The 20,290-nt window shown below is 55.7% G+C and carries 21 protein-coding genes; 13 read left to right on the top strand and 8 right to left on the bottom strand.

What is annotated here, in order from left to right:
- Positions 1-36: 36 nt before the first annotated feature.
- A complete protein-coding gene (locus ACQZQY_RS11670; RefSeq protein WP_056771767.1) occupies positions 37-816 on the top strand; it encodes an ABC transporter substrate-binding protein in 780 nt (259 codons plus the stop codon).
- Between the two features lie 76 nt (positions 817-892).
- Here the strand turns inward: ACQZQY_RS11670 and aphA are convergent, their stop codons facing one another.
- A complete protein-coding gene (aphA, locus tag ACQZQY_RS11665; protein ID WP_122096111.1) occupies positions 893-1,606 on the bottom strand; it encodes an acid phosphatase AphA in 714 nt (237 codons plus the stop codon).
- Between the two features lie 271 nt (positions 1,607-1,877).
- On the opposite strand from aphA, the gene ACQZQY_RS11660 reads away from it, so the two are divergent.
- From ACQZQY_RS11660 to ACQZQY_RS11645, 4 genes are all read left to right on the top strand, one after another.
- The gene (locus tag ACQZQY_RS11660) at positions 1,878-2,915 is read left to right on the top strand and encodes an NADP-dependent oxidoreductase (RefSeq protein WP_056771762.1); all 1,038 of its coding nucleotides are present in this window, start codon (positions 1,878-1,880) and stop codon (positions 2,913-2,915) included.
- A gap of 27 nt (positions 2,916-2,942) precedes the next feature.
- A complete protein-coding gene (locus tag ACQZQY_RS11655) occupies positions 2,943-3,638 on the top strand; it encodes a type 1 glutamine amidotransferase domain-containing protein (RefSeq protein WP_431297117.1) in 696 nt (231 codons plus the stop codon).
- 37 nt (positions 3,639-3,675) lie between these two features.
- Entirely contained in the window at positions 3,676-4,158 is a 483-nt protein-coding gene (locus tag ACQZQY_RS11650; RefSeq protein WP_122095845.1) for a kinase inhibitor, read from the top strand.
- Between the two features lie 120 nt (positions 4,159-4,278).
- Positions 4,279-5,559, top strand: a complete 1,281-nt coding sequence (locus ACQZQY_RS11645) for a putative acyl-CoA thioester hydrolase (protein WP_431297116.1) — start codon at positions 4,279-4,281, stop codon at positions 5,557-5,559.
- A gap of 68 nt (positions 5,560-5,627) precedes the next feature.
- Here ACQZQY_RS11645 and ACQZQY_RS11640 read toward each other — a convergent pair whose 3' ends face one another.
- Both ACQZQY_RS11640 and pgl read right to left on the bottom strand, forming a co-directional pair.
- Positions 5,628-7,139: a methyl-accepting chemotaxis protein gene (locus ACQZQY_RS11640; protein WP_431297115.1), complete on the bottom strand. Its 1,512-nt coding sequence runs from the start codon at positions 7,137-7,139 to the stop codon at positions 5,628-5,630.
- Positions 7,140-7,404: 265 nt separating this feature from the next.
- On the bottom strand, positions 7,405-8,406 hold the full coding sequence (gene pgl / locus ACQZQY_RS11635; RefSeq protein ID WP_122095847.1) for a 6-phosphogluconolactonase: 1,002 nt from the start codon (positions 8,404-8,406) through the stop codon (positions 7,405-7,407).
- A gap of 206 nt (positions 8,407-8,612) precedes the next feature.
- Here pgl and ACQZQY_RS11630 point away from each other — a divergent pair, with 206 nt between their 5' ends.
- Positions 8,613-9,434, top strand: coding sequence for a pyridoxal phosphatase (locus ACQZQY_RS11630; protein WP_431297114.1), 822 nt, complete (start codon positions 8,613-8,615; stop codon positions 9,432-9,434).
- Positions 9,435-9,522: 88 nt separating this feature from the next.
- Here the strand turns inward: ACQZQY_RS11630 and ACQZQY_RS11625 are convergent, their stop codons facing one another.
- A complete protein-coding gene (locus ACQZQY_RS11625) occupies positions 9,523-9,792 on the bottom strand; it encodes a helix-turn-helix domain-containing protein (RefSeq protein ID WP_056771737.1) in 270 nt (89 codons plus the stop codon).
- A 136-nt stretch (positions 9,793-9,928) separates the two neighbouring features.
- Between ACQZQY_RS11625 and ACQZQY_RS11620 the strand changes: the two genes are divergently transcribed.
- Positions 9,929-10,192: a helix-turn-helix domain-containing protein gene (locus ACQZQY_RS11620; RefSeq protein ID WP_056771734.1), complete on the top strand. Its 264-nt coding sequence runs from the start codon at positions 9,929-9,931 to the stop codon at positions 10,190-10,192.
- Here ACQZQY_RS11620 and modC read toward each other — a convergent pair.
- The 4 genes from modC to ACQZQY_RS11600 all read right to left on the bottom strand — a co-directional run bounded on the left by modC (position 10,189) and on the right by ACQZQY_RS11600 (position 13,100).
- On the bottom strand, positions 10,189-11,250 hold the full coding sequence (gene modC, locus ACQZQY_RS11615; protein WP_431297113.1) for a molybdenum ABC transporter ATP-binding protein ModC: 1,062 nt from the start codon (positions 11,248-11,250) through the stop codon (positions 10,189-10,191). The genes ACQZQY_RS11620 and modC overlap by 4 nt on opposite strands.
- A 1-nt stretch (position 11,251) precedes the next feature.
- Positions 11,252-11,941: a molybdate ABC transporter permease subunit gene (gene modB, locus ACQZQY_RS11610; RefSeq protein WP_122095850.1), complete on the bottom strand. Its 690-nt coding sequence runs from the start codon at positions 11,939-11,941 to the stop codon at positions 11,252-11,254.
- Positions 11,938-12,711 carry a molybdate ABC transporter substrate-binding protein gene (modA, locus tag ACQZQY_RS11605; protein ID WP_056771724.1) on the bottom strand — a complete coding sequence of 258 codons (774 nt, stop codon included), beginning with the start codon at positions 12,709-12,711 and terminating at the stop codon, positions 11,938-11,940. The genes modB and modA overlap by 4 nt, the downstream gene beginning before the upstream one ends.
- A 233-nt stretch (positions 12,712-12,944) precedes the next feature.
- Complete coding sequence (locus tag ACQZQY_RS11600; protein WP_072158040.1) at positions 12,945-13,100, bottom strand: AcrZ family multidrug efflux pump-associated protein; 156 nt, start codon at positions 13,098-13,100, stop codon at positions 12,945-12,947.
- 172 nt (positions 13,101-13,272) lie between these two features.
- Here ACQZQY_RS11600 and modE point away from each other — a divergent pair, with 172 nt between their 5' ends.
- The 6 genes from modE (at position 13,273) to galM (ending at position 20,221) form a co-directional block, all read left to right on the top strand.
- Positions 13,273-14,055, top strand: a complete 783-nt coding sequence (modE, locus tag ACQZQY_RS11595) for a molybdenum-dependent transcriptional regulator (protein ID WP_421670390.1) — start codon at positions 13,273-13,275, stop codon at positions 14,053-14,055.
- Positions 14,056-14,180: 125 nt separating this feature from the next.
- Positions 14,181-15,650 (top strand): molybdate ABC transporter ATP-binding protein ModF, encoded by a 1,470-nt coding sequence (gene modF / locus ACQZQY_RS11590; protein WP_431297112.1) that lies wholly within the window; start codon positions 14,181-14,183, stop codon positions 15,648-15,650.
- Between the two features lie 297 nt (positions 15,651-15,947).
- Positions 15,948-16,964: a UDP-glucose 4-epimerase GalE gene (gene galE, locus ACQZQY_RS11585; protein WP_136375552.1), complete on the top strand. Its 1,017-nt coding sequence runs from the start codon at positions 15,948-15,950 to the stop codon at positions 16,962-16,964.
- 19 nt (positions 16,965-16,983) lie between these two features.
- A complete protein-coding gene (gene galT, locus ACQZQY_RS11580; protein WP_431297111.1) occupies positions 16,984-18,036 on the top strand; it encodes a galactose-1-phosphate uridylyltransferase in 1,053 nt (350 codons plus the stop codon).
- Entirely contained in the window at positions 18,033-19,181 is a 1,149-nt protein-coding gene (galK, locus tag ACQZQY_RS11575; RefSeq protein WP_421670393.1) for a galactokinase, read from the top strand. Before galT ends, galK begins: the two co-directional genes overlap by 4 nt.
- Positions 19,175-20,221 carry a galactose-1-epimerase gene (galM, locus tag ACQZQY_RS11570; protein WP_056771702.1) on the top strand — a complete coding sequence of 349 codons (1,047 nt, stop codon included), beginning with the start codon at positions 19,175-19,177 and terminating at the stop codon, positions 20,219-20,221. Before galK ends, galM begins: the two co-directional genes overlap by 7 nt.
- The last annotated feature ends 69 nt before the right edge of the window (positions 20,222-20,290 follow it).

Genomic DNA, 20,290 nt, shown 5'->3' with positions numbered 1-20,290 from the left:
TGTATTTATCTGCATCACGCTGGGGAATTGTGAATAATGAAAAAATTAAACATCGCATTACTGTTAGGTTGCGCCGTGGCGTCTTTCTCCGCACTGGCTGACGGTTCCACGCTGAAATTTGGCCTGGAAGCGCAATATCCGCCGTTCGAATCTAAAAGCGCCACCGGCGAATTACAGGGTTTTGATATCGATCTGGGCAACGCCGTCTGCGCTGCCGCCAGCGTAAAATGCGAATGGTACGACACCTCTTTCGATGGCCTGATTGCCGCCCTGCAGTCACGAAAATTTGACGCCATTAACTCCGCAATGAACGTCACCGAAAAACGCCGTCAGGCCATTGATTTCACGGACGTCATTTACCGCGTACCCAGCAAACTGATCGCTAAAAAAGACTCCGGCCTGCTGCCTGTCGTTGACTCGCTGAAAGGGAAACACATCGGCGTATTACAGGGTTCAATTCAGGAAAGTTATGCGAAGGCGCACTGGGCACCTGAAGGCGTGGATGTGGTGTCATATCAGGATCAGAACCAGGTTTATCTGGATCTCTCCTCGGGCCGGCTTGACGGCACATTAGTGCTGGCTCCTGCCGGTCAGACCGGTTTCCTGTCCCGTCCGGACGGAAAAGATTACGGATTTGTCGGTGACGCCGTGCGTGACGATAAGATCCTCGGCAGCGGCATTGCATTCGGTCTGCGTAAAGGCGATACAGCCACCAAAGAGAAACTCGACAAAGCCATCGCCAAAGTGAAGCAGGAAGGCACCGTGCAAACGCTGTCGAAGAAATATTTCGGCGATATTGATGTGAGTGTGAAGTAAATTTTCGAGCCAATGCCAGTTGACATGATCAACTGGCATTATCTGCTGACGCTTTGTGTTGCAGCTTTACTGCCCGTCAGTATTCCGAATTCACCACCACTTCTTCGCCATAGGCGCCGGCTTGCGGCAGCGGTTTATAGCTTGAGTTAGACGCACGCAGAACACGGATGCCCCTGGCACCTGCGGCTTGCGCTGCGGTGATGTCGTTGTCTGAATCGCCGTAGAAAATCTTGATCTGCTTGTCTTTCAGCCACTGCGTTTTGGTGTTCTGCCCCGCTTTGTCACCGGCGAAAATCACCGGATTCACTTTGTCTTGTGGGATCTGGAAATCTTCCTGCAAGGTTTTGGTGACCGTCTCGGTTTTGGTTTCGCTGCGGCCGGTGACGAAATAAATGCTGTCACCGCGTTTGATGTGCATGGCAATCAGGCCTTTCGCCACTTCTTTCGGCATGCTGAACTCATCCCACCCGTTGTTCATCTTTTCCCAAAATTGCGGGTTTTTCAGATAATCCTGTTTGCCCGGCGAGAACTCGAGTTGCCCGCGATAAAAGCCCGGCGAAGAGAACAGCACCGTATCATCAATATCAAACCCGACCGCCACCGGCCCGCGCCCTTGCAGGCTGTTTTCGATTTGTGCGACGGATACCCAGTGTACCGGCGACTGCTGCGCAAGTTGCGCCACGTTGACGCCCGGATAGAGCGGCGCAGGTGCGGACTCTTTGGCAACCGCAGAGTGATTCAGGCTGAGCATCAGGCAAACGGCACTGAGTGCCAGTGTTGTTTTACGCATCGTGATCCCTTTTTTATGCTTATTAATCTTAAAGATAAGATGGAGCAATTGGTCAAAAATCTTACCAAACATACCTGTGTACCTCTCCCGGGCAAAGGGATTTCCCGGCGGGTATCATAGGAAAAGATGATGATCACACTTTGATGCAGAATCGTCTGACTTAGCCAGGTACAGCATCAACCGCTTTATGCGCAAATGACTTCGCGTCCTATACTTATTCCCTATTGTTTGAATTTTTAACGCTCTTATACGCAAACGGAAAGGAACAGGTATGCCTCAATTACAGTCCGAAAACCGCCGCATCGTGCTGGCTTCACGCCCTCACGGTAAACCCGTTGACGAAAATTTCCGCCTCGAAAAAGCCCCTTTACCGCAGGCCAAAGACGGTCAGTTATTACTGCGCACCGTGTGGCTTTCACTCGACCCGTACATGCGCGGCCGTATGAGCGATGCGCCTTCTTATGCTGCGCCCGTACAAATCGGTGAAGTGATGACCGGCGGCGCCGTTTCCCGCGTGGTCGAATCTCACAGCCCGGATTTCAAAACCGGCGATCTGGTGGTCGGCAGCACCGGCTGGCAGGATTACGCGGTGGCAGACGCCAAAACCGTGAAGAAACTGGAAGCCGCCGCGCTGAAACAACCCTCCCTGGCGCTGGGTGTGCTGGGTATGCCGGGCTTTACCGCCTTTATGGGCCTGCTGGATATCGGCGAACCTAAGCCAGGCGAAACGCTGGTTGTGGCCGCGGCGACCGGCCCGGTCGGTTCGCTGGTCGGGCAGATCGGCAAGATCAAAGGCTGCCGCGTGGTCGGTATCGCCGGGGGTGAAGAGAAATGCCGCTACGCCGTTGAGCATTTCGGTTTCGACGAATGTCTGGATCACCGCGCACCCGATCTGGATAAGCGCCTGAAAGCCGCCTGCCCGGACGGTATCGACGTGTACTTTGAAAACGTCGGCGGCGAGGTGTTTGATGCTGTGCTGCCATTGCTCAACACCAAAGCGCGTATTCCGGTCTGCGGGCTGGTTTCACAGTACAACGCCACCGGCCTGAATGAGGGGCAGGATCGTCTGTCGCTGCTGACCGGGACTATCCTTAAGAAACGCCTGCGTATGCAGGGTTTCATTATTTTTGATGATTACGGCCACCGTTATCATGAATTCGCGGCGCAAATGAGCGAATGGTTTGAGGCCGGTAAAGTGAAGTTCCGCGAGGATATCGTGGAAGGGCTGGAAAACGCACCGCAGGCATTCTTCGGGCTGCTTGAGGGGAAAAACTTTGGCAAACTGGTTGTCCGTGTCGGGCAGGATTAATCCCTGCTGACGTCCACAGGAGGTAACATGAAATTACTGATTGTATTGACATCACACGATAAACTCGGCGAAACCGGCAAGAAAACCGGTTTCTGGCTGGAAGAATTCACCGCGCCTTATTATGAATTTCTGGATGCGGGTGCCACGCTGACGCTGGCTTCACCGAAAGGCGGTCAGCCGCCGCTGGATCCGAAAAGCGATGAGCCGGACGCCCAGACAGAAACCACCGACCGCTTCCGGCAGGATAAAGAGGCGCAGCACGCACTGGCCACGACGGTGAAACTCGCCGACGTCCGCGCCGCAGACTTTGATGCGGTGTTTTATCCGGGCGGTCACGGCCCGTTGTGGGATCTGGCTGAAGATGCGCATTCCATCGCGTTAATTCAGGCATTCTGGAAAGCGGGCAAACCGGTTTCCGCCGTCTGTCATGCGCCGGGCGTTTTGCGCAATGTTCTGCTGGAAGACGGCACGCCGCTGGTGAAGGACAAGCGCGTCACCGGGTTCAGTAACAGCGAGGAAGATGGCGTGGGCCTCACCGACATCGTGCCGTTCCTGGTAGAAGATGAGCTGAAAAAAAATGGCGGGGATTACAGTAAAGCGGCCGACTGGCATTCTTATGCCGTGACCGATGGAAAACTGATCACCGGCCAGAACCCGGCCTCTTCAACCGCCGTTGCTAAGGCATTGTTGAAAATGCTGGGCGCTGAGGCGGCTGGCAAGTAATCTGACGAACAACGACACACTATCAGATGAGGGTTTTATGGCATTTACATTGACCAGCAACGATCTGCGCGACGGCGAGAAAATGCCGGAAACGCAGGTCTTCAACGGTATGGGCTACACCGGCGACAATCTGTCACCGCATCTGGCCTGGTCCGGCGCACCGGAAGGCACCAAAAGTTTTGTGATCACCTGCTATGACCCGGATGCGCCTACCGGCTCCGGTTGGTGGCACTGGGGCGTCGCCAATATTCCGGCTGACGTCAGCGAGTTGCCGCAGGGCGCAGGTTCCGGCAAAGGCGGTCTGCCTGCCGGTGCCGTGCAAACCCGTACGGACTTCGGCAAGGCCGGATACGGCGGCGCAGCACCTCCGCAGGGCGAGCATCACCACTACCATTTCACCGTGTATGCCCTCGATGTGGAACATCTCGACGTCAACGAAGAGGCCAGCGGTGCCTACCTCGGTTTCAACGTGCACTTCCATACGCTCGGCAAAGCATCACTGACAGTGATATACAGCTGATTCCTGTGGTATAAAAGAACCAGAAAAGGTGGTCAGTTTTGCTGACCACCGTTTTTTATTGCGGCTTTCACCGCAACTTTTAAAAAAAGAATAATGTTCTTCATCAAGGAGTCAGTCACAGTGAATATTTCCACCCTGTCGCGCGCGTGCGCTGTGTTGTCAGCCAGCCTGTTCCTGGCGGCATGTAGCAGCAGCCACGAAGGCTTATCGAGCCAGGTTGCTCCGGGCACCGCGTCCCTGCCCGTGTTATCTGCGGACGAAGCGACCAACTTCACAACAAAAAATTATCTGGCCTTTGGCGGCCCTTCTTTGCAGGTTCAGAAACAGGGCTGGTTCCCTAAACTGGCCAGCACGGATGGCGTAAAAACAGACTTCGTGGTCGGCCCGCAACTGGGTACCGACGGCGCGGCATACACTAACGTACAGCTGGCGGTGAACGCAGCGCTGGCCGTGCGTAACCACGGTGAACGCATCTTCATCAAGATCCTGCCAGGCACCTATAACGGCGCGGTTTACATTCCGGCAGGTTCTCCGCCAGTCACCTTATTCGGTGCAGGCACCAGCCCTTCTGACGTCACCCTGTCTCAGGGTCTGGAAGCGGCCAGCACACCGGCAACTTACCGTGCAACCGTCAGCCCTAACGGCCAGTTCCTGCCAGGCGATCGCGCATTCTACATGTATAAAAACTGCGCAACGCTGACCACCGACACTATCGGCACCGGCTGTTCTGCCACCGTCTGGTCACAAAGCAACGGCCTGCAACTGCAGAACCTGACGATCGGTAATGCCACCCTCGACACCGTTGACGCAGGCGATCATTCCGCCGTAGCGCTGCGTACCGATGGCGACAATGTGGGGATCGATAACGTGCGCCTGATTGGCCGTCAGAACACCTATATGGTCAATACCGCCAACATCCATAACGAAACGGACAACAACCGTTACAGCCGCGCTTACGTGCACAACAGCCTGATCGTGGGTGATGTGGATTACGTGTTTGGCCGTGCCCTTGCGGTGTTTGACCATGTGGAATTCCACACCGTCAGCAGCCGTGGCGTGAAAGAAGCGTCTGTCTTCGCCCCGAATACTCCGGCCAATGCGCCTTATGGCTTCCTGGTCATCGACAGTAATCTGACCGGCGACCGTGGTTTCGAGCAGGCAGCGAAAGCGAAAATGGGCCGTGCGTGGGATGTGGACGGTGCCAGCAGCCAGCTGGTTATCCGCGACAGCAGCTTCGACAACAGCTACGACCAGATGAACCCTTGGGGCGCAGCAGCGTTCTCAGGCCGTCAGTTCGCGGGCAATGTGCCGAAAGATGAAAAACAGCAGCGCAACCTGAACGACACAAACTTCAACCGCCTGTGGCAGTACAACAACGTGCTGACTCAGCCTGCGAAGTAATTCAGTCTGATCTGATGAAAAAACCGCCGGGGTTGCCTCCGGCGGTTTTTTTTCGTTCAGAGAAGACCTTACTGCGCTTCGTTACCCAGACGGAAGACGGACACCGTTCGTTCCAGCGTCACCGCCTGTTCGTCCAGCGATGCCGCCGCGCTGGCTGACTGCTGTACCAGCGCCGAGTTTTGCTGGGTCACGGTATCCATTTCCGCTACGGCCAGCGCAATCTGGCTGATCCCCCTGCTTTGCTCATCCGACGCCGAGGCAATTTCATGAATAATCTGCGTAACGTGACGGACAGATCCGACAATCTCTTCCATGGTGTCACCCGCTTTAGCGACCAGTTGCGAGCCGTTATTCACGTTGGCGACGGACTTCTGAATCAGCCCTTCAATCTCTTTCGCCGCCTGCCCGCTGCGCTGTGCCAGGCTGCGCACCTCGCTGGCGACAACCGCAAAGCCCCGCCCCTGTTCACCGGCTCTCGCCGCTTCAACCGCCGCATTCAGCGCCAGAATGTTGGTCTGGAAAGCAATGCCGTTGATCACGGTGGTTATCTCGGAAATCTGCTTCGAGCTGACGGCAATCTCTTTCATGACACCCACCACATCACTCACCAGCTTGCCCCCGCGTGCAGCGGTGTCTGCGGCGTCGGATGCCAGCTGGCTGGCCTGCGTGGCGTTATCGGCATTTTGTTTTACCGTTGAAGTCAGCTCTTCCATGCTGGCCGCGGTCTGCCCTAATGCCGCCGCCTGCTCTTCGGTGCGTGCCGACAGATCGATATTTCCGGCAGCAATTTCACCGGATGCACGCGACACCTGCGTCACGCCTTCACGAATATTGCCGATGATCCCGTGCAGATTCTTGTTCATGCCTTCGATGGCGCGGCTCAGTTGCCCGACTTCATCAAAACTGTGGCTGGCGTTGTGCATAGTCAAATCACCGGCCGCAATGCGTTCCGCCGTCGCCAGCGTCCGGCGCAACGGCAGGGTCAGCTGGCGGGTCATCCGCCATGAAATCAACGCCCCTGCAATGATGGTGGCAATGACAATGCCCACCATTTCTGTGATGGTCTGGCTGACTTCGTGATGGGTGTTGGCGATTTCATGATCGAGCATCGTGTTGGATGCTGAGGTCAGCGCCAGCCCGGCGGCGGCGAGTTGTGCAGAGATGTCTTGCGCGTCGCTTCCGGCCGGAGGATTCAGCGTATGTTGCCAGCTTTCCCGGTAACGACGGATGTTTTCCGGCATCGCCTCTTCCAGAGGCTGATCCTGTTCGTCCCACGTATAGGCGGCAACATCGGCCAGTCTGGCCTCCAGTTTATCCAGCGCCTGAGCGTTCTCTTCGACAAACTTTGGATCTTTGGTCGCCATGTAGGACAGGCGTGAAAATTTCGCGCTGCTCAGCAGATCATTGACGGTTTTGAGCAGCGTCACTTTTTCTGCCCGCTCATTGATACGGGTCAGATGGTAGATCCCGGATACCGCCACGAGCGAGCCCAGCAGCAACACCAGTGCGAAACCGGCTCCCAGTTTATTAGCGATAGTGGCGTGGCGAACGGGGCCAGCGATCCCTGAAAGTACATTCATTTTCTTCTCCCTGATTGACCAAAAGGACTGACTCTGAGGTGGCAAGGCCAGCACAGAATGAGTGAATAGCGGGAGAGTTATCGACCTGATAGGCACAATATTTAGAGGGAGATGAAAATAAGTCTTAACAATAGCACGGGAAGCTCAGGGATAAAAAAGCCCCTTAATACAGGGGCTTGATCATTATTACCTGACGGTATTATTCACCCACACAAAATGAATCATAAGTCTGACGCATTGATTGAGGTTTGTTTAGCCTTCAGTCTCAGTTACGAATGTCCAGAATACTCACCCACATCGGGCCTTTGCCCACAGGGTAAGTTTTCAGCGTGGTCAGCTGACCATTTGCCGGATCAATTTTCGCCACTTCAATGGCATCGGATTTCTGACCGGCAGTGATCACAAACTGACCGCTGTGATCGATGTTGAAACCGCGCGGCTGTGTTTGTGTCGCGTGATGCCCCGCCAGCGTCAGTTCGCTGCCGTCTTCAGATACGGTCATTACCGAGATCAGGCTGGCCGTGCGGTCAGAGGCATACAGGAATTTGCCGTCCGGCGTAATGTGCAAGTCTGCTGCCCAGCAGGTGCCGGTGAAATCAGCAGGCATAATGCCCAGCGTCTGCACCTGACGGTATTCGCCACTGGTCACATCTTTCTGATACACATCCACGCTGCTGTTGAGTTCATTCACACAGTAGGCGAAATGGTGGTTCGGATGGAAAGCCATGTGGCGCGGACCGGCCCCTTCCACCGTGCGCAGTTCGGCGGATTCATGCGGCGTGGCCTCGCCCTGCTGGCTGAAATCGAACTGACGGATGCGGTCTTCTTTCAGCGCCGGGATCATCAGCAACTGGTTGGTCGGATCGATATTGGCAGAGTGCGGAGCCTGAATATTTTCCAGAACCTGCGTCGGTGCCAGCGCGTGGCCCTGCTCATCCAGCGGATGAATGCTGACGTTGTTGAAGCTGTAGGAGGCGGAGAACACAAAGCGCCCTTGCAGATCGATACCCAGATGCGTCGGGCTGCCCGGCAGCGGGGCCATCGATGCTTCTTCGAGTTTGCCTTCGTGATCGATACGGTAAGTGAGCACGCCAAATGCAGGACGCACACCCACATACAGACGGTGACCGTCAGGATGGATCACCATCGGCTGTACTTGCCCCGGCACTTCCACGGTTTGCAGCAGGCTCAGTTCACCCTTGTCCTCTAAACGAAAAGCGTGGATTTGCTGGCTATCAGGGCTGGCAACGTAGACAACTTGCTTCATCACAACTCCTTATTAAATCTCATTAGATTTGAAAGCGTAGTTCAGGATAACCCAACAACCCGGCAGCAGCCATGCCCTAAATCTGTTGGCCTTCCGGCAGGGCATTCACTGCACAAGTATGGCGGGTTTGCAGGTTTAATTAGCAGGCTTAACACGGTAACATGATGATAATTTCTTCGATCCTCTCACTTTATGATGGACTGCCCATGACTTATCGCATCATCGCACTTGATCTCGACGGTACGTTGCTCGACCGTCAAAAACGTATTCTGCCGGAATCTTTGTCTGCGCTGGCCGACGCCCGCGCACAGGGAATCAAAGTGGTCATCGTCACCGGACGCCATCACGTCGCGATTCATCCGTTTTATCAGGCCTTACAGCTTGATACACCGGCTATCTGCTGTAACGGTACCTATCTGTATGATTATCAGGCACGTAAGGTTCTGACCTCCGATCCGATGGATAAAGTGAAAGCCAAAAAAGTGGTCGACCTGCTGGAATATCACGGCATTCATGGCCTGCTGTATGTTGATGATGCCATGCTTTATCAGCAACCGAGCGGCCACGTCAGCCGTTCCATCGCCTGGGGTGAAACGCTGCCGGAAGGCCAGCGCCCGAACATCGTTCACGTCAACAGCCTGCGGGACGCAGCCGATGAAGCGCAGTCCGTGTGGAAATTCGCCACCTCACATCAGGATCTGGATGCGCTGCACACTTTTGCCGCTCAGGTAGAAAATGAACTGGGCCTGGCCTGCGAGTGGTCATGGCACGATCAGGTGGACGTAGCCAAAGGCGGGAACAGCAAAGGCCGTCGTTTGCAGGAGTGGGTCGAATCTCAGGGCATGAGCATGCGGGATGTGGTGGCCTTCGGGGATAACTTTAACGATCTCAGCATGCTGGAAAACGTCGGGCTGGGCGTCGCGATGGGCAATGCAGTCGATGCCATTAAAGAGCGAGCCGCGCTGGTGATTGGCGACCATGAAACGCCGGGCATCGCGGAGGTTATCCGCAGTAAAGTCCTGAACTGATCCCGCGTTCACATCTGTCGACATAGACACCGTTAAAGCCTTCCTCCGCCACGAGGAAGGCTTTTTTTATGTCATGCCGGGCGGAACATCAGCATTCCGTCTTATGCTTTTCAGGCCGGACGCGGCGCTGAATTAACTGGTGATCTTCATCGAAATAGCGGCTTGGCCAGATCGTCGCCGGGGGCACCCCCAGCGCTTTTGCAATGATCATTTCGCCTTTCGCCCAGGGGCGCGCCAGTGCATTTGCCAGCGTCGAAGACCCTAATCCGGCTTCGCGGGATACCGCGGCCAGCGACGTTTTCCGTTTACGCAGTCCGGCAATGATATCCGCCGGATGCCAGTCACTTTCCTTTTTCATCGTTCTTCCTTTTGTTGTAGGTTCAGCCGTTGAAATGTGGTCTACACTTTCTCGTTACGTCGTTCAGTAACTCTAAACAACAATATGTTAAGGGATGCTTAACATAACGTCAATACAGTTTATATGGTTATTGACTATGATCCCGCACAGACTGAAATCAGCACGGAAGAAAGCCAAACTCACGCAGGAGAAACTGGGTGTGTTAGGAGGCATTGATGAAAGCACCGCACGTTCGCGGGTATCGCAGTATGAGAGCGGGACGTACAGCCCGAACTTCGACACCTTGTGCCATTTCGCGCGCGTGCTGAACGTACCGGAATGCTATTTCTATATTATTGACGACGATTTCGCCGAGCAGGTGCTGAGCCTGTATGAAAACTTCAATACGCCAAAAGATTAACGGTTGACCGACACGCTTTTAATCTGCGCATACAGCCACTGGCCAGCGCGGATCATCAGCTCGTCCCGCGCCCACGGCGTGATACGCGCCCAGATGACGTGGCCGGCCATCGCCAGTTTCACTTCCACCTGATTGCCGACCTCAAGACATTCCAGCACCTGCGCGGGCAGTACGTTGCGAATGCTGCTGTTATTGGCGGTCGGTTGCAGCACCAGCGAAACGTCGGTGGCATTGACCCGCACCCGCAACGGCGTGCCCGGATCTTCGTCCACTTTGCTTATCCACAAACGCTGATCGCCGATCGCCAGCGCGGTCATTTCGTAACGCGGATGGTGCTCCAGCACGCTGACGTTCAGCACGCTGCTTTGTTCTTCCTTCGGCAGCCACGGGCGCATCACGTTGCTCGCCCAGACCTCTTCCAGAGTGCCCATCGCCAATACTTTACCGGCATCCAGCACCAGGACTTTTTCCGCCAGCCGCAGAATTTCATCCAGGCTGTGCGTCACGTATAAAATCGGAATACTGACTTCCTGCGCCAGCCGTTCGAGATAAGGCATGAGTTCGCGTTTACGCGGAAGATCCAGCGCTGCCAGCGGTTCATCCATCAGCAAAATTTCCGGCGCAGTGAGTAACGCACGGCCAATGGCGACGCGCTGCTTTTCTCCGCCGGAAAGTGTGAGCGGAAAACGGTCGAGCAAAGCTTCAATGCCCAGCAAACGGACAATACTGTCGAACTGGCCGCGCATCGATGCCGCCATGCCGTATTGCAGATTTCCCTTCACCCGATAGTGCGGGAACAGCCGCGCATCCTGAAACACATAACCGACACGCCGCTTTTCCGGCGGCAGAAAAATCTTGCCCTGCGCGTCAGACAGCAGACGGCCATTCAGGGAAATATGGCCGCTGTCGGGTTTTGTCAGCCCGCCGATGGCGTTAATAAGCGACGTTTTCCCTGCGCCGGATAACCCGAAAATGGCAGTAATGCCCTGCGCCGGTAAGGTTTGTGTGACCTGTAAATTCAGCTCACCCAGTTGCTGACTGAAATCCAGTTCCAGCATGTCAGCCTCCCAGCCGCGTTCGGCTGCGCTTTGCCAGCCAGTCAGAAATCAGTAATGCCGCCAGTGACAGCAGGATAGCCAGCACGCAAAGCCGCGCGGCGGCGCCCTCTGCGCCGGGGGTTTCAATCAGGGTGTACATCGCCAGCGGAATGGTGCGGGTTTCACCAGGGATGTTGGAGACGAAGGTAATGGTTGCGCCAAATTCTCCCAGCGAGCGGGCAAATGCCAGCACCACGCCGACGATCACGCCAGGAACGGACAGCGGCAGGGTAATGGTGAAAAACACCCGCCACGGCGAGGCGCCGAGCGTCCGGGCGGCGAGTTCCAGCTTGGGGTCAACGGCTTCCAGCGACTGGCGGATGGCACGCACCATCAGCGGAAAGGCAACGACGGCAGAAGCCAGTACCGCGCCGTGCCAGCTGAAGCTGAAGCTGAATCCGAACCACGCGTACAACCACTCGCCCACCACGCCGCGCCTTCCCATCACCACCAATAGCAAATAGCCAATCACCACCGGCGGTAACACCAGTGGCAGATGGATAATGCTGTCGAGCAGGGATTTGCCGGGAAAACGGCAGCGGACCAAAATCCACGCCATCAGAATACCAAGTGGCAGACTGCAAACTACGGACAGGCTCGATACTTTCAGACTGAGAAATACCGCCTGCCACTCATATTCACTCAACATCATTTGCGTGGCGTAAATCCATAATGGGTGAAGATCTCAGCGGCAGCAGGCGTTTTCAGGTAATCGTAAAACGCGCTGACCGTTGGATTTTCATGGCCTTTAACAATAGCCATCGGATATTCAACCGGCTTATGGCTTGCAGCCGGGAAGATACCGACAACCTTCACTTTTTTGCTGGCGATGGCATCAGAGCCGTACACGATACCCAGCGGCGCTTCTTCACGCTCTACCAGCGCCATCGCGGCACGCACGTCGCTGGCGCGCGCCAGTTTCGGTTCCAGCGTGGTCCAGGCACCCAGTTTTTGCAGCGCCTCTTTCGCATAAATGCCCGCCGGGACGTGATCCGGATCGCCCACGGCTAAGCGGCTGTCGCCAATCAGTTTCAGCCATTCTGTTTTTTCAGAGATATCGACTTTATCGATTTTGCTGGTTTTAGCCGAGATCAGCACCAGCTCATTGCCGAGCAGAGTATAACGGGTGTTATCGACAATTTGTTGCTTGCCGATGGCGTAATCCATCCATTGCTGATCGGCAGAAATGAACAGATCGGCCGGTGCACCCTGCTCAATCTGGCGTGCCAGAGTGGATGACGACGCGAAAGAAGACACCACCTGCACGCCTTTTTCTTTCTGATACTGCGTGGCGATATCCTGCAGGGCGTTAGTCAGCGACGCGGCGGCAAACACCGTGATTTTCTCTGCGGCCTGCGCCTGAACGTTCAGACCAGCCACCAGCACGGTCGCCGTTAATAATTTAGCCCAAGAAGTTTTCATCATTTTTCCTCGCCTGTTATGGGTTATTCATGCTTTTGAAGATGCGTTATGTATGCAACAATATAGCGCAGGAAAAAGGAGTGTCATCTGATTTATCGGCGGAAATGGCAGGAACTTGATGTTTGTTGATCTGGCTTCGCTGAAGAGTTTTCCAAGGGCTGTCTGCTTCACTGCACTTAGAAAAAAGAAAACCCGGCACAGGGGCCGGGTTATTCGAATCAATACTGCAGGTATCAGTAATGAGGCTTATTGCGGGACTCTTTAGAGTGGCCGACGACCGAAATGATGTTGAAAACTTCGCCCAGTCCCCAGATCAGGCCCAGGATCACCGCGATGAAGATCGGCACCATGATGGCAGCGAATACCAAACTTTCGATTAATTCTAACATGATAGCCTCACTTGACTGGCTGAATCGCACAACACGGCGATGTTCATAAACTGAATTACAGACTGTGACGGATAATAACAGCACGGGGCTGCAATTACTTTAGCATTTCGCCAACTTGCCTGCAGACCGGTTTAACGGCGACAATGCCCCTTCGTCCATTAAGGAAGCTGACATGCAAGCTGAAATCCTGTTAACCCTCAAGCTGCGGGAGCGGTTGTTCGCTGACCCGCGTCGTATGGAATTACTGCGCCAGATACGCCATACCGGTTCAATCAGCCAGGGCGCGAAGCTGGCGGGTATCAGTTATAAAAGCGCGTGGGACGCCATCAACGAGATGAACCAGCTGGCGGATGATACCCTGGTCGAGCGCAGTACCGGCGGTAAAGGCGGCGGTGGCGCGATCCTCACGCCTTACGGTGAGCGGCTGATCCAACTGTACGAACTGCTGGCGCACATCCAGCAAAAAGCTTTTGATGTGCTTAAAGAAGATTCCCTGCCCCTCGACAGCCTGCTGGCCGCCATTTCGCGCTTCTCCCTGCAGACCAGCGCGCGCAATCAGTTCTTCGGCAACGTGGTGGAACGCAGCCACGAAACGGTACAACAGCATATTGATGTGGTGCTGGCTGATGGCAAAACCCGGATCCGCGCCGCCATCACCGAACAAAGTGCTGACCGGCTGGCGCTGACGCCCGGCAAAGAAGTGCTGGTGCTGATCAAAGCGCCGTGGATCACCCTCGGGCTCAGCGCAGAAAATCCGCATAACGCATTACCGGGCGAAGTGACCCATATTCAGCGCGGCGAACTGAACAGCGAGGTGCTGCTGAAACTCACCGGCGGCGAGACGTTGTGCGCCACCGTGCCGAACCAGGATACCGACAGTCTGCGGCTGGCGACCGGTCAGTCTGTGTTTGCTCAGTTTGATGACGATAAAGTGATTCTTGCCACGCTGTGCTAAAAATGCCCTGTTAATCATATCCTTGCAGAATCAGCGTTAACACTTTGCAGAATTGTCAATTGACTTGCACGGCGGCAGCGCTTATCCCTTCTTACATAACATGCCTGCATAAAAAGGGATAAATCATGCCGTCGTTGCACATCTCGCAAGGTATTTTCCGCCTTAGCGATACCCGAACCCTCACACTTTCCGATCTGACCCTGCAGCAGGGTGACACCTGGGCCTTCGTTGGCTCCAACGGCAGCGGAAAATCCGCGCTGGCGCGTGCGCTTGCCGGTGACTTAACGCTTCTCAAAGGCACGCGCGAGACCAGTTTTGCGCATATCGTCAGGCTTTCTTTCGAGCAGCTGCAAAAACTGGTGGCCGATGAATGGCAGCGCAACAACACCGATTTGCTCAGTGAAGGCGAGGACGATACCGGCCGCACCACCGCTGACATCATTCAGGAAGAGGTGAAAGATCCGGCGCGCTGTGCCGCCCTCGCCGCCCAATTTGGCATTGAGAAACTCCTCGATCGCCGCTTCAAATACCTTTCTACCGGCGAAACCCGCAAAACACTGCTATGTCAGGTGCTGATGCAACAACCCGATTTGCTGGTGCTCGACGAACCCTTCGACGGTCTGGACGTCAACGCCCGCGCCCAGCTGGCGCAGTTGCTCGCCACGCTGGCAGAACACGGGCAGACCATGGTGCTGGTGCTGAACCGCTTTGACGATATTCCGCCGTTCGTTCAACACGTCGGCGTGCTGGCCGATTGCACGCTGGCGTCATTCGGCCCGCGTGAACAGGTGATGGCCGACGCCCTGGTGGCGCAGCTGGCGCACAGTGAAAGCCTGAGCGGCATGGCGGTACCGGAAGCCGAAGACCCGACGATGCGTGTGAGCCCGCCGGCAGACTGCCCGCTGATCGTTTTGCGCGACGGTGTGGTGCAATACGACGATAAACCTATCCTGCATCACCTGAGCTGGCAGGTTGACCCCGGTCAGCACTGGCAAATCACCGGGCAAAACGGAGCGGGTAAATCCACCCTGCTCAGCCTGATTACCGGCGATCACGCGCAGGGCTACAGCAACGATCTGACGCTTTTTGGCCGCCGTCGTGGCAGCGGTGAAACCATCTGGGACATCAAACGCCATATCGGTTACGTCAGCAGCAGCCTGCATCTCGACTACCGCGTCAGCACCAGCGTGCGCAACGTCATTACGTCGGGTTTCTTCGATTCCATCGGGATTTATCAGGCCGTTTCTGACCGGCAGCGCCTGCTCACATCGCAGTGGCTGACTCTTCTCGGCCTCGGCGGCAGCGCCGGAGAGACGCCGTTTCACAGTTTGTCGTGGGGGCAACAGCGGCTGGCCCTGATTGCCCGCGCGCTGGTGAAACACCCTGCGCTGCTGATCCTCGATGAACCTTTACAGGGTCTGGATCCGATCAACCGTCAGCTGGTGCGCCGCTTTGTCGATATTCTGATTGGCGAAGGTGACACCCAGTTGCTGTTTGTTTCGCATCACGCTGAAGATGCGCCTGAGTGCATTACTCACCGCCTGAGTTTTATTCCTGACGGCGATATCTACCGGTATCAGACAGAACAGCTGTAATCCCTCACGGCCTTCCTGCTGCGGAAGGCCGCTTTTCTGACGACATCCTGCTTTTTTCTCCCCTGAAACTGTTTTCAAACCCTGCTGAACAATCAGTGTAATCGATTACACAAGCCGCCTGTTGTGGGGCGAGATGATTTACACTCCGCTTTCGATATCGCCGGTATCACCTGTTTAGCGCCGTGGAAAGGTGGTAAACTGTTTGTGTAAGCGATTCCATTTTATTGGGGATGGATCACCTTTTTCAGCCTAGCAGCGTGATATCGTTGCAACATTGATACTCATCGGGGAGCGATTATGTACGTCTTAGTCACAGGTGGTAGCGGTTACATCGGCAGTCATACTTGCGTGCAGTTAATTGAAGCGGGTTACACACCCGTCATTCTGGACAACCTTCACAACAGTAAAGTCAGCGTGCTTGAACGTATCAACACGCTCACCGGCAAAACGCCGCTGTTCTACGAAGGCGATATCCGTGACCGCGCGATCCTCGATAAAATTTTCAGCGAACACCAGATTCATTCGGTGATTCACTTCGCAGGCTGGAAAGCCGTGGGCGAATCCGTCGCCAAACCGCTGGCGTATTACGACAATAACGTCACCGGTACGCTGGTCCTTCTTGAAGCGATGCGCGATGCGGGCGTCAAAAACCTGATTTTCAGTTCCTCGGCGACCGTGTATGGCGATCAGCCAAAAACACCTTACGTTGAGGACTTCCCGACCGGTAACCCTTCCAGCCCTTATGGCCGCAGCAAACTGATGGTCGAGCAAATTCTGGAAGACGTTCAGCGCGCTGAGCCGGAGTGGAGCATGACGCTGCTGCGCTATTTCAACCCGGTCGGCGCACATCCGTCAGGCCTGATGGGCGAAGATCCGCAGGGCGTACCGAATAACCTGATGCCGTTTATCGCGCAGGTGGCTGTCGGGCGCCGTGAGTCCGTTGCCGTATTTGGCAATGATTATCCGACCAAAGACGGTACCGGCGTGCGTGATTACATCCACGTGGTCGATCTGGCTGACGGCCATCTGGCAGCGATGAAAACCCTGCACAATAAATCCGGCGTTCACATTTACAACCTCGGCGCGGGTTTCGGCCAAAGCGTGCTGGAAGTGATCAACGCCTTCAGCAAAGCCTGCGGCAAACCGGTGAAATACACCTTTGCACCACGCCGTGACGGCGACTTACCGGCCTACTGGGCAGACCCGGCCAAAGCCGAAAAAGAGCTCAACTGGAAAGTCACCCGTACGCTGGAAGATATGGCGAATGACACCTGGCTGTGGCAGTCGAAAAACCCGCAAGGTTACCCAGATTAAGGCGGACTAAGGAATCTTTATGACCACGTTTAACCCAATTGATCACCCACATCGTCGCTACAATCCGCTGACCGATCAGTGGATTTTAGTCAGCCCGCACCGCGCCAAGCGCCCGTGGCAAGGGCAGCAGGAAGCCGTTTCGGATGAGGTTCTGCCGGCGCACGATCCTGACTGCTTCCTGTGCCCGGGGAATACCCGCGTCACCGGTGATGTGAATCCTCAGTACACCAGCACCCATGTGTTCACCAACGATTTTGCTGCACTGATGCCAGACACACCGTTTGCGCCGGAAAGTACCGATCCGCTGATGCGTCTGGAAAGTGCGCGCGGCACCAGCCGGGTGATTTGCTTTTCACCCGATCACAGCAAAACGCTTCCGCAACTTTCCGTAGAAGCGCTGACCTATGTGGTGAAAACCTGGCAGGAACAGAGTGCTGATCTGGGTAAATCCTACCCGTGGGTGCAAGTTTTCGAGAACAAAGGCGCGGCAATGGGCTGCTCCAACCCGCATCCGCACGGCCAGATCTGGGCCAACAGTTTCCTGCCAAACGAAGCTGAACGTGAAGACCGCCTGCAACGTGCCTATCTCGAACAACAGGGTTCGCCGATGCTGGTCGATTATGCGCAGCGCGAACTGGCCGACGGCAGCCGTACGGTGGTGGAAACCGAACACTGGCTGGCGGTGGTGCCTTACTGGGCGGCGTGGCCATTCGAGACACTGCTGCTGCCGAAAGCACACATCCTGCGCATCACTGATTTAACCGACGCACAGCGCAGTGATTTAGCCCTGGCCCTGAAAAAACTGACCAGCCGCTACGACAATCTGTTCCAGTGCTCTTTCCCGTATTCAATGGGCTGGCACGGCGCGCCGTTTACCGAAGGCGACCACCAGCACTGGCAGTTACATGCCCACTTCTATCCGCCGTTGCTGCGTTCAGCCACGGTACGCAAATTCATGGTCGGCTACGAAATGCTGGCTGAAACCCAACGCGACCTGACGGCGGAACAAGCGGCTGAACGTCTGCGGGCGGTGAGTGATGTTCATTATCGTGAGGCCGGAGAAAAACAATGAATCTGAAAACTAAAACACTTGAAATCTTTGCTGATAAATTCGGCTACCCTGCGACCATCACCATCAAGGCGCCGGGCCGCGTGAATCTGATTGGCGAACATACCGATTACAACGACGGCTTCGTGCTGCCGTGTGCCATCGACTATGAAACAGTGATCGCCTGCGCGCAGCGTAATGACCGCACGATCCGCGTGATCGCCGCCGATTATGACAACGATGAAGACAGCTTCTCTCTCGACGAACCTATTCTGCACTCCGACACGCACCCGTGGGCCAACTACGTGCGCGGCGTGGTGAAACATCTGATGCTGCGTAATAAAGATTTCTCCGGCGCAGACATGGTGATCAGCGGCAACGTGCCACAGGGCGCGGGCCTGAGTTCATCGGCATCATTGGAAGTGGCAGTGGGTCAGGCGCTGAAATCTTTGTACGACCTGCCGCTGGACGGCGTGGCGCTGGCGCTGAACGGCCAGGAAGCGGAGAACCAGTTTGTCGGCTGTAACTGCGGCATCATGGATCAGCTGATTTCCGCCCTCGGCAAGGAAAATCACTCCCTGCTGATTGACTGTCGCTCGCTGGAAACCCGCGCGGTGTCTATGCCGAAAAATGCAGCCGTCGTCATCATCAACTCCAACGTGAAACGCGGCCTGGTGGACAGCGAATACAACGCCCGTCGCGAACAGTGCGAAGTGGCGGCCCGCTTCTTCGGCGTGAAAGCGCTGCGTGACGTAGACCCGGCCCTGTTCTTCTCCATTCAGGACGAGCTGGATCCGGTGGTGGCACGCCGTGCGCGTCACGTTATCACTGAAAACGACCGCACGCTGGCAGCGGCTGACGCACTGGCCAGCGGTGACCTGAAACGTATGGGCGAACTGATGGCGGAATCTCACGCCTCCATGCGCGATGATTTCGAAATCACCGTACCGCAAATCGACAAGCTGGTGGACATCGTCAAAGAAGTGATTGGCGATAAAGGCGGTGTGCGCATGACCGGCGGCGGCTTCGGTGGCTGCATCGTGGCGCTGGTGCCGGAAGACATGGTGGAAAAAGTCCGTTACGCGGTTGAACAGCAATATCAGGCGCACAGCGGCCTGAAAGAAACCTTCTACGTCTGCACCGCTTCACAAGGAGCAGGCGTATGTTAAAACCTGAAAACACACAGCTGGCCCCCGATGGCCAGCCGTTTGAACAGGTAACGCTACAGAATGCGGCGGGTGCCACCGCCACATTCATGGACTGGGGCGCAACCTGGCTTTCTTTCACGCTGCCACTGGCGGACGGTTCCACACGAGAACTGTTGCTCGGCTGTGAGTCGCCACACGATTATATGAACCAGAGCGCATACCTCGGCGCAACCGTGGGACGTTATGCCAACCGCATCGCCCGTTCTCAGTTTGAGATCGACGGTAAACCGCATCTGGTGGTCGCCAACCAGGGCGTTCATCAGCTGCACGGCGGGCCGGAAGGTTTCCACGCGCGCCGCTGGAAGATCCTGTCCCGGACCGCACAAAAAATCAGTTTCCAGCTGTTTTCCGCCGACGGCGATCAGGGGTTCCCTGGGAATATGACCGCCACGGTGCATTATCAGCTGACTGACGATAACCGTCTGGAAATCCGCTACGAAGCCACCGTGGATAAACTGTGTCCGGTCAATCTGACCAATCACGCCTATTTCAACCTCGATGGCGAAGGCACCGATGCGCGCCAGCACAAGTTACAGCTGTTTGCCGATCGCTTCCTGCCGGTCGACAGCGACGGCATTCCGTGTGCTGATCCGACGACGGTGGAAAACACCGGCATGAACTTCAATGCACCGAAAACACTGGCGAAAGATTTCCTCAGCGACCGCGATCAGCAACGTGTGAAAGGCTACGATCATGCGTATTTGCTTAACCGTACCTGCAATTCCGGTGAATTCCCGGCGGCGCATTTATGGTCCGCTGACGGTAAAGTTCAGATGAGCGTTTTCACCTCAGCCCCGGCATTGCAGCTCTACAGCGGCAACTTCCTTGGCGGAACGCCAAACCGCAGCGGCGGTGAATATGCCAGCTACAGCGGTGTGGCGCTTGAAAGTGAATTCCTGCCAGACAGCCCCAACCACGCCACCTGGCCGCAGCCAAGTTGCTGGATAAAACCGGGGCAGACCTATAAGTCGGCCACGACTTATCAGTTCTTCGCGCTGTAATTCCCGAGGACAGGATCGCCCGATCCTGTCCTTTTTGTGACTCATCCCGCATCTGCATCAGCACATTTT

The organism is Rahnella sp. PAMC25559 (assembly GCF_050632365.1).
GTDB lineage: Bacteria > Pseudomonadota > Gammaproteobacteria > Enterobacterales > Enterobacteriaceae > Rahnella > Rahnella rivi.
The sequence above is the reverse complement of the archived record's forward strand: the minus strand, read 5'-3'. Positions and strand labels throughout refer to the sequence as shown.

What these genes read in the sequence shown, in the direction of transcription:
- ACQZQY_RS11670 (WP_056771767.1), top strand. Translation starts at nt 37, where the DNA reads ATGAAAAAATTAAACATCGCATTACTGTTAGGTTGCGCCGTGGCGTCT.
- aphA (WP_122096111.1), bottom strand. Translation starts at nt 1,606, where the DNA reads ATGCGTAAAACAACACTGGCACTCAGTGCCGTTTGCCTGATGCTCAGC.
- ACQZQY_RS11660 (WP_056771762.1), top strand. Translation starts at nt 1,878, where the DNA reads ATGCCTCAATTACAGTCCGAAAACCGCCGCATCGTGCTGGCTTCACGC.
- ACQZQY_RS11655 (WP_431297117.1), top strand. Translation starts at nt 2,943, where the DNA reads ATGAAATTACTGATTGTATTGACATCACACGATAAACTCGGCGAAACC.
- ACQZQY_RS11650 (WP_122095845.1), top strand. Translation starts at nt 3,676, where the DNA reads ATGGCATTTACATTGACCAGCAACGATCTGCGCGACGGCGAGAAAATG.
- ACQZQY_RS11640 (WP_431297115.1), bottom strand. Translation starts at nt 7,139, where the DNA reads ATGAATGTACTTTCAGGGATCGCTGGCCCCGTTCGCCACGCCACTATC.
- pgl (WP_122095847.1), bottom strand. Translation starts at nt 8,406, where the DNA reads ATGAAGCAAGTTGTCTACGTTGCCAGCCCTGATAGCCAGCAAATCCAC.
- ACQZQY_RS11630 (WP_431297114.1), top strand. Translation starts at nt 8,613, where the DNA reads ATGACTTATCGCATCATCGCACTTGATCTCGACGGTACGTTGCTCGAC.
- ACQZQY_RS11625 (WP_056771737.1), bottom strand. Translation starts at nt 9,792, where the DNA reads ATGAAAAAGGAAAGTGACTGGCATCCGGCGGATATCATTGCCGGACTG.
- ACQZQY_RS11620 (WP_056771734.1), top strand. Translation starts at nt 9,929, where the DNA reads ATGATCCCGCACAGACTGAAATCAGCACGGAAGAAAGCCAAACTCACG.
- modC (WP_431297113.1), bottom strand. Translation starts at nt 11,250, where the DNA reads ATGCTGGAACTGGATTTCAGTCAGCAACTGGGTGAGCTGAATTTACAG.
- modB (WP_122095850.1), bottom strand. Translation starts at nt 11,941, where the DNA reads ATGATGTTGAGTGAATATGAGTGGCAGGCGGTATTTCTCAGTCTGAAA.
- modA (WP_056771724.1), bottom strand. Translation starts at nt 12,711, where the DNA reads ATGAAAACTTCTTGGGCTAAATTATTAACGGCGACCGTGCTGGTGGCT.
- ACQZQY_RS11600 (WP_072158040.1), bottom strand. Translation starts at nt 13,100, where the DNA reads ATGTTAGAATTAATCGAAAGTTTGGTATTCGCTGCCATCATGGTGCCG.
- modE (WP_421670390.1), top strand. Translation starts at nt 13,273, where the DNA reads ATGCAAGCTGAAATCCTGTTAACCCTCAAGCTGCGGGAGCGGTTGTTC.
- modF (WP_431297112.1), top strand. Translation starts at nt 14,181, where the DNA reads ATGCCGTCGTTGCACATCTCGCAAGGTATTTTCCGCCTTAGCGATACC.
- galE (WP_136375552.1), top strand. Translation starts at nt 15,948, where the DNA reads ATGTACGTCTTAGTCACAGGTGGTAGCGGTTACATCGGCAGTCATACT.
- galT (WP_431297111.1), top strand. Translation starts at nt 16,984, where the DNA reads ATGACCACGTTTAACCCAATTGATCACCCACATCGTCGCTACAATCCG.
- galK (WP_421670393.1), top strand. Translation starts at nt 18,033, where the DNA reads ATGAATCTGAAAACTAAAACACTTGAAATCTTTGCTGATAAATTCGGC.
- galM (WP_056771702.1), top strand. Translation starts at nt 19,175, where the DNA reads ATGTTAAAACCTGAAAACACACAGCTGGCCCCCGATGGCCAGCCGTTT.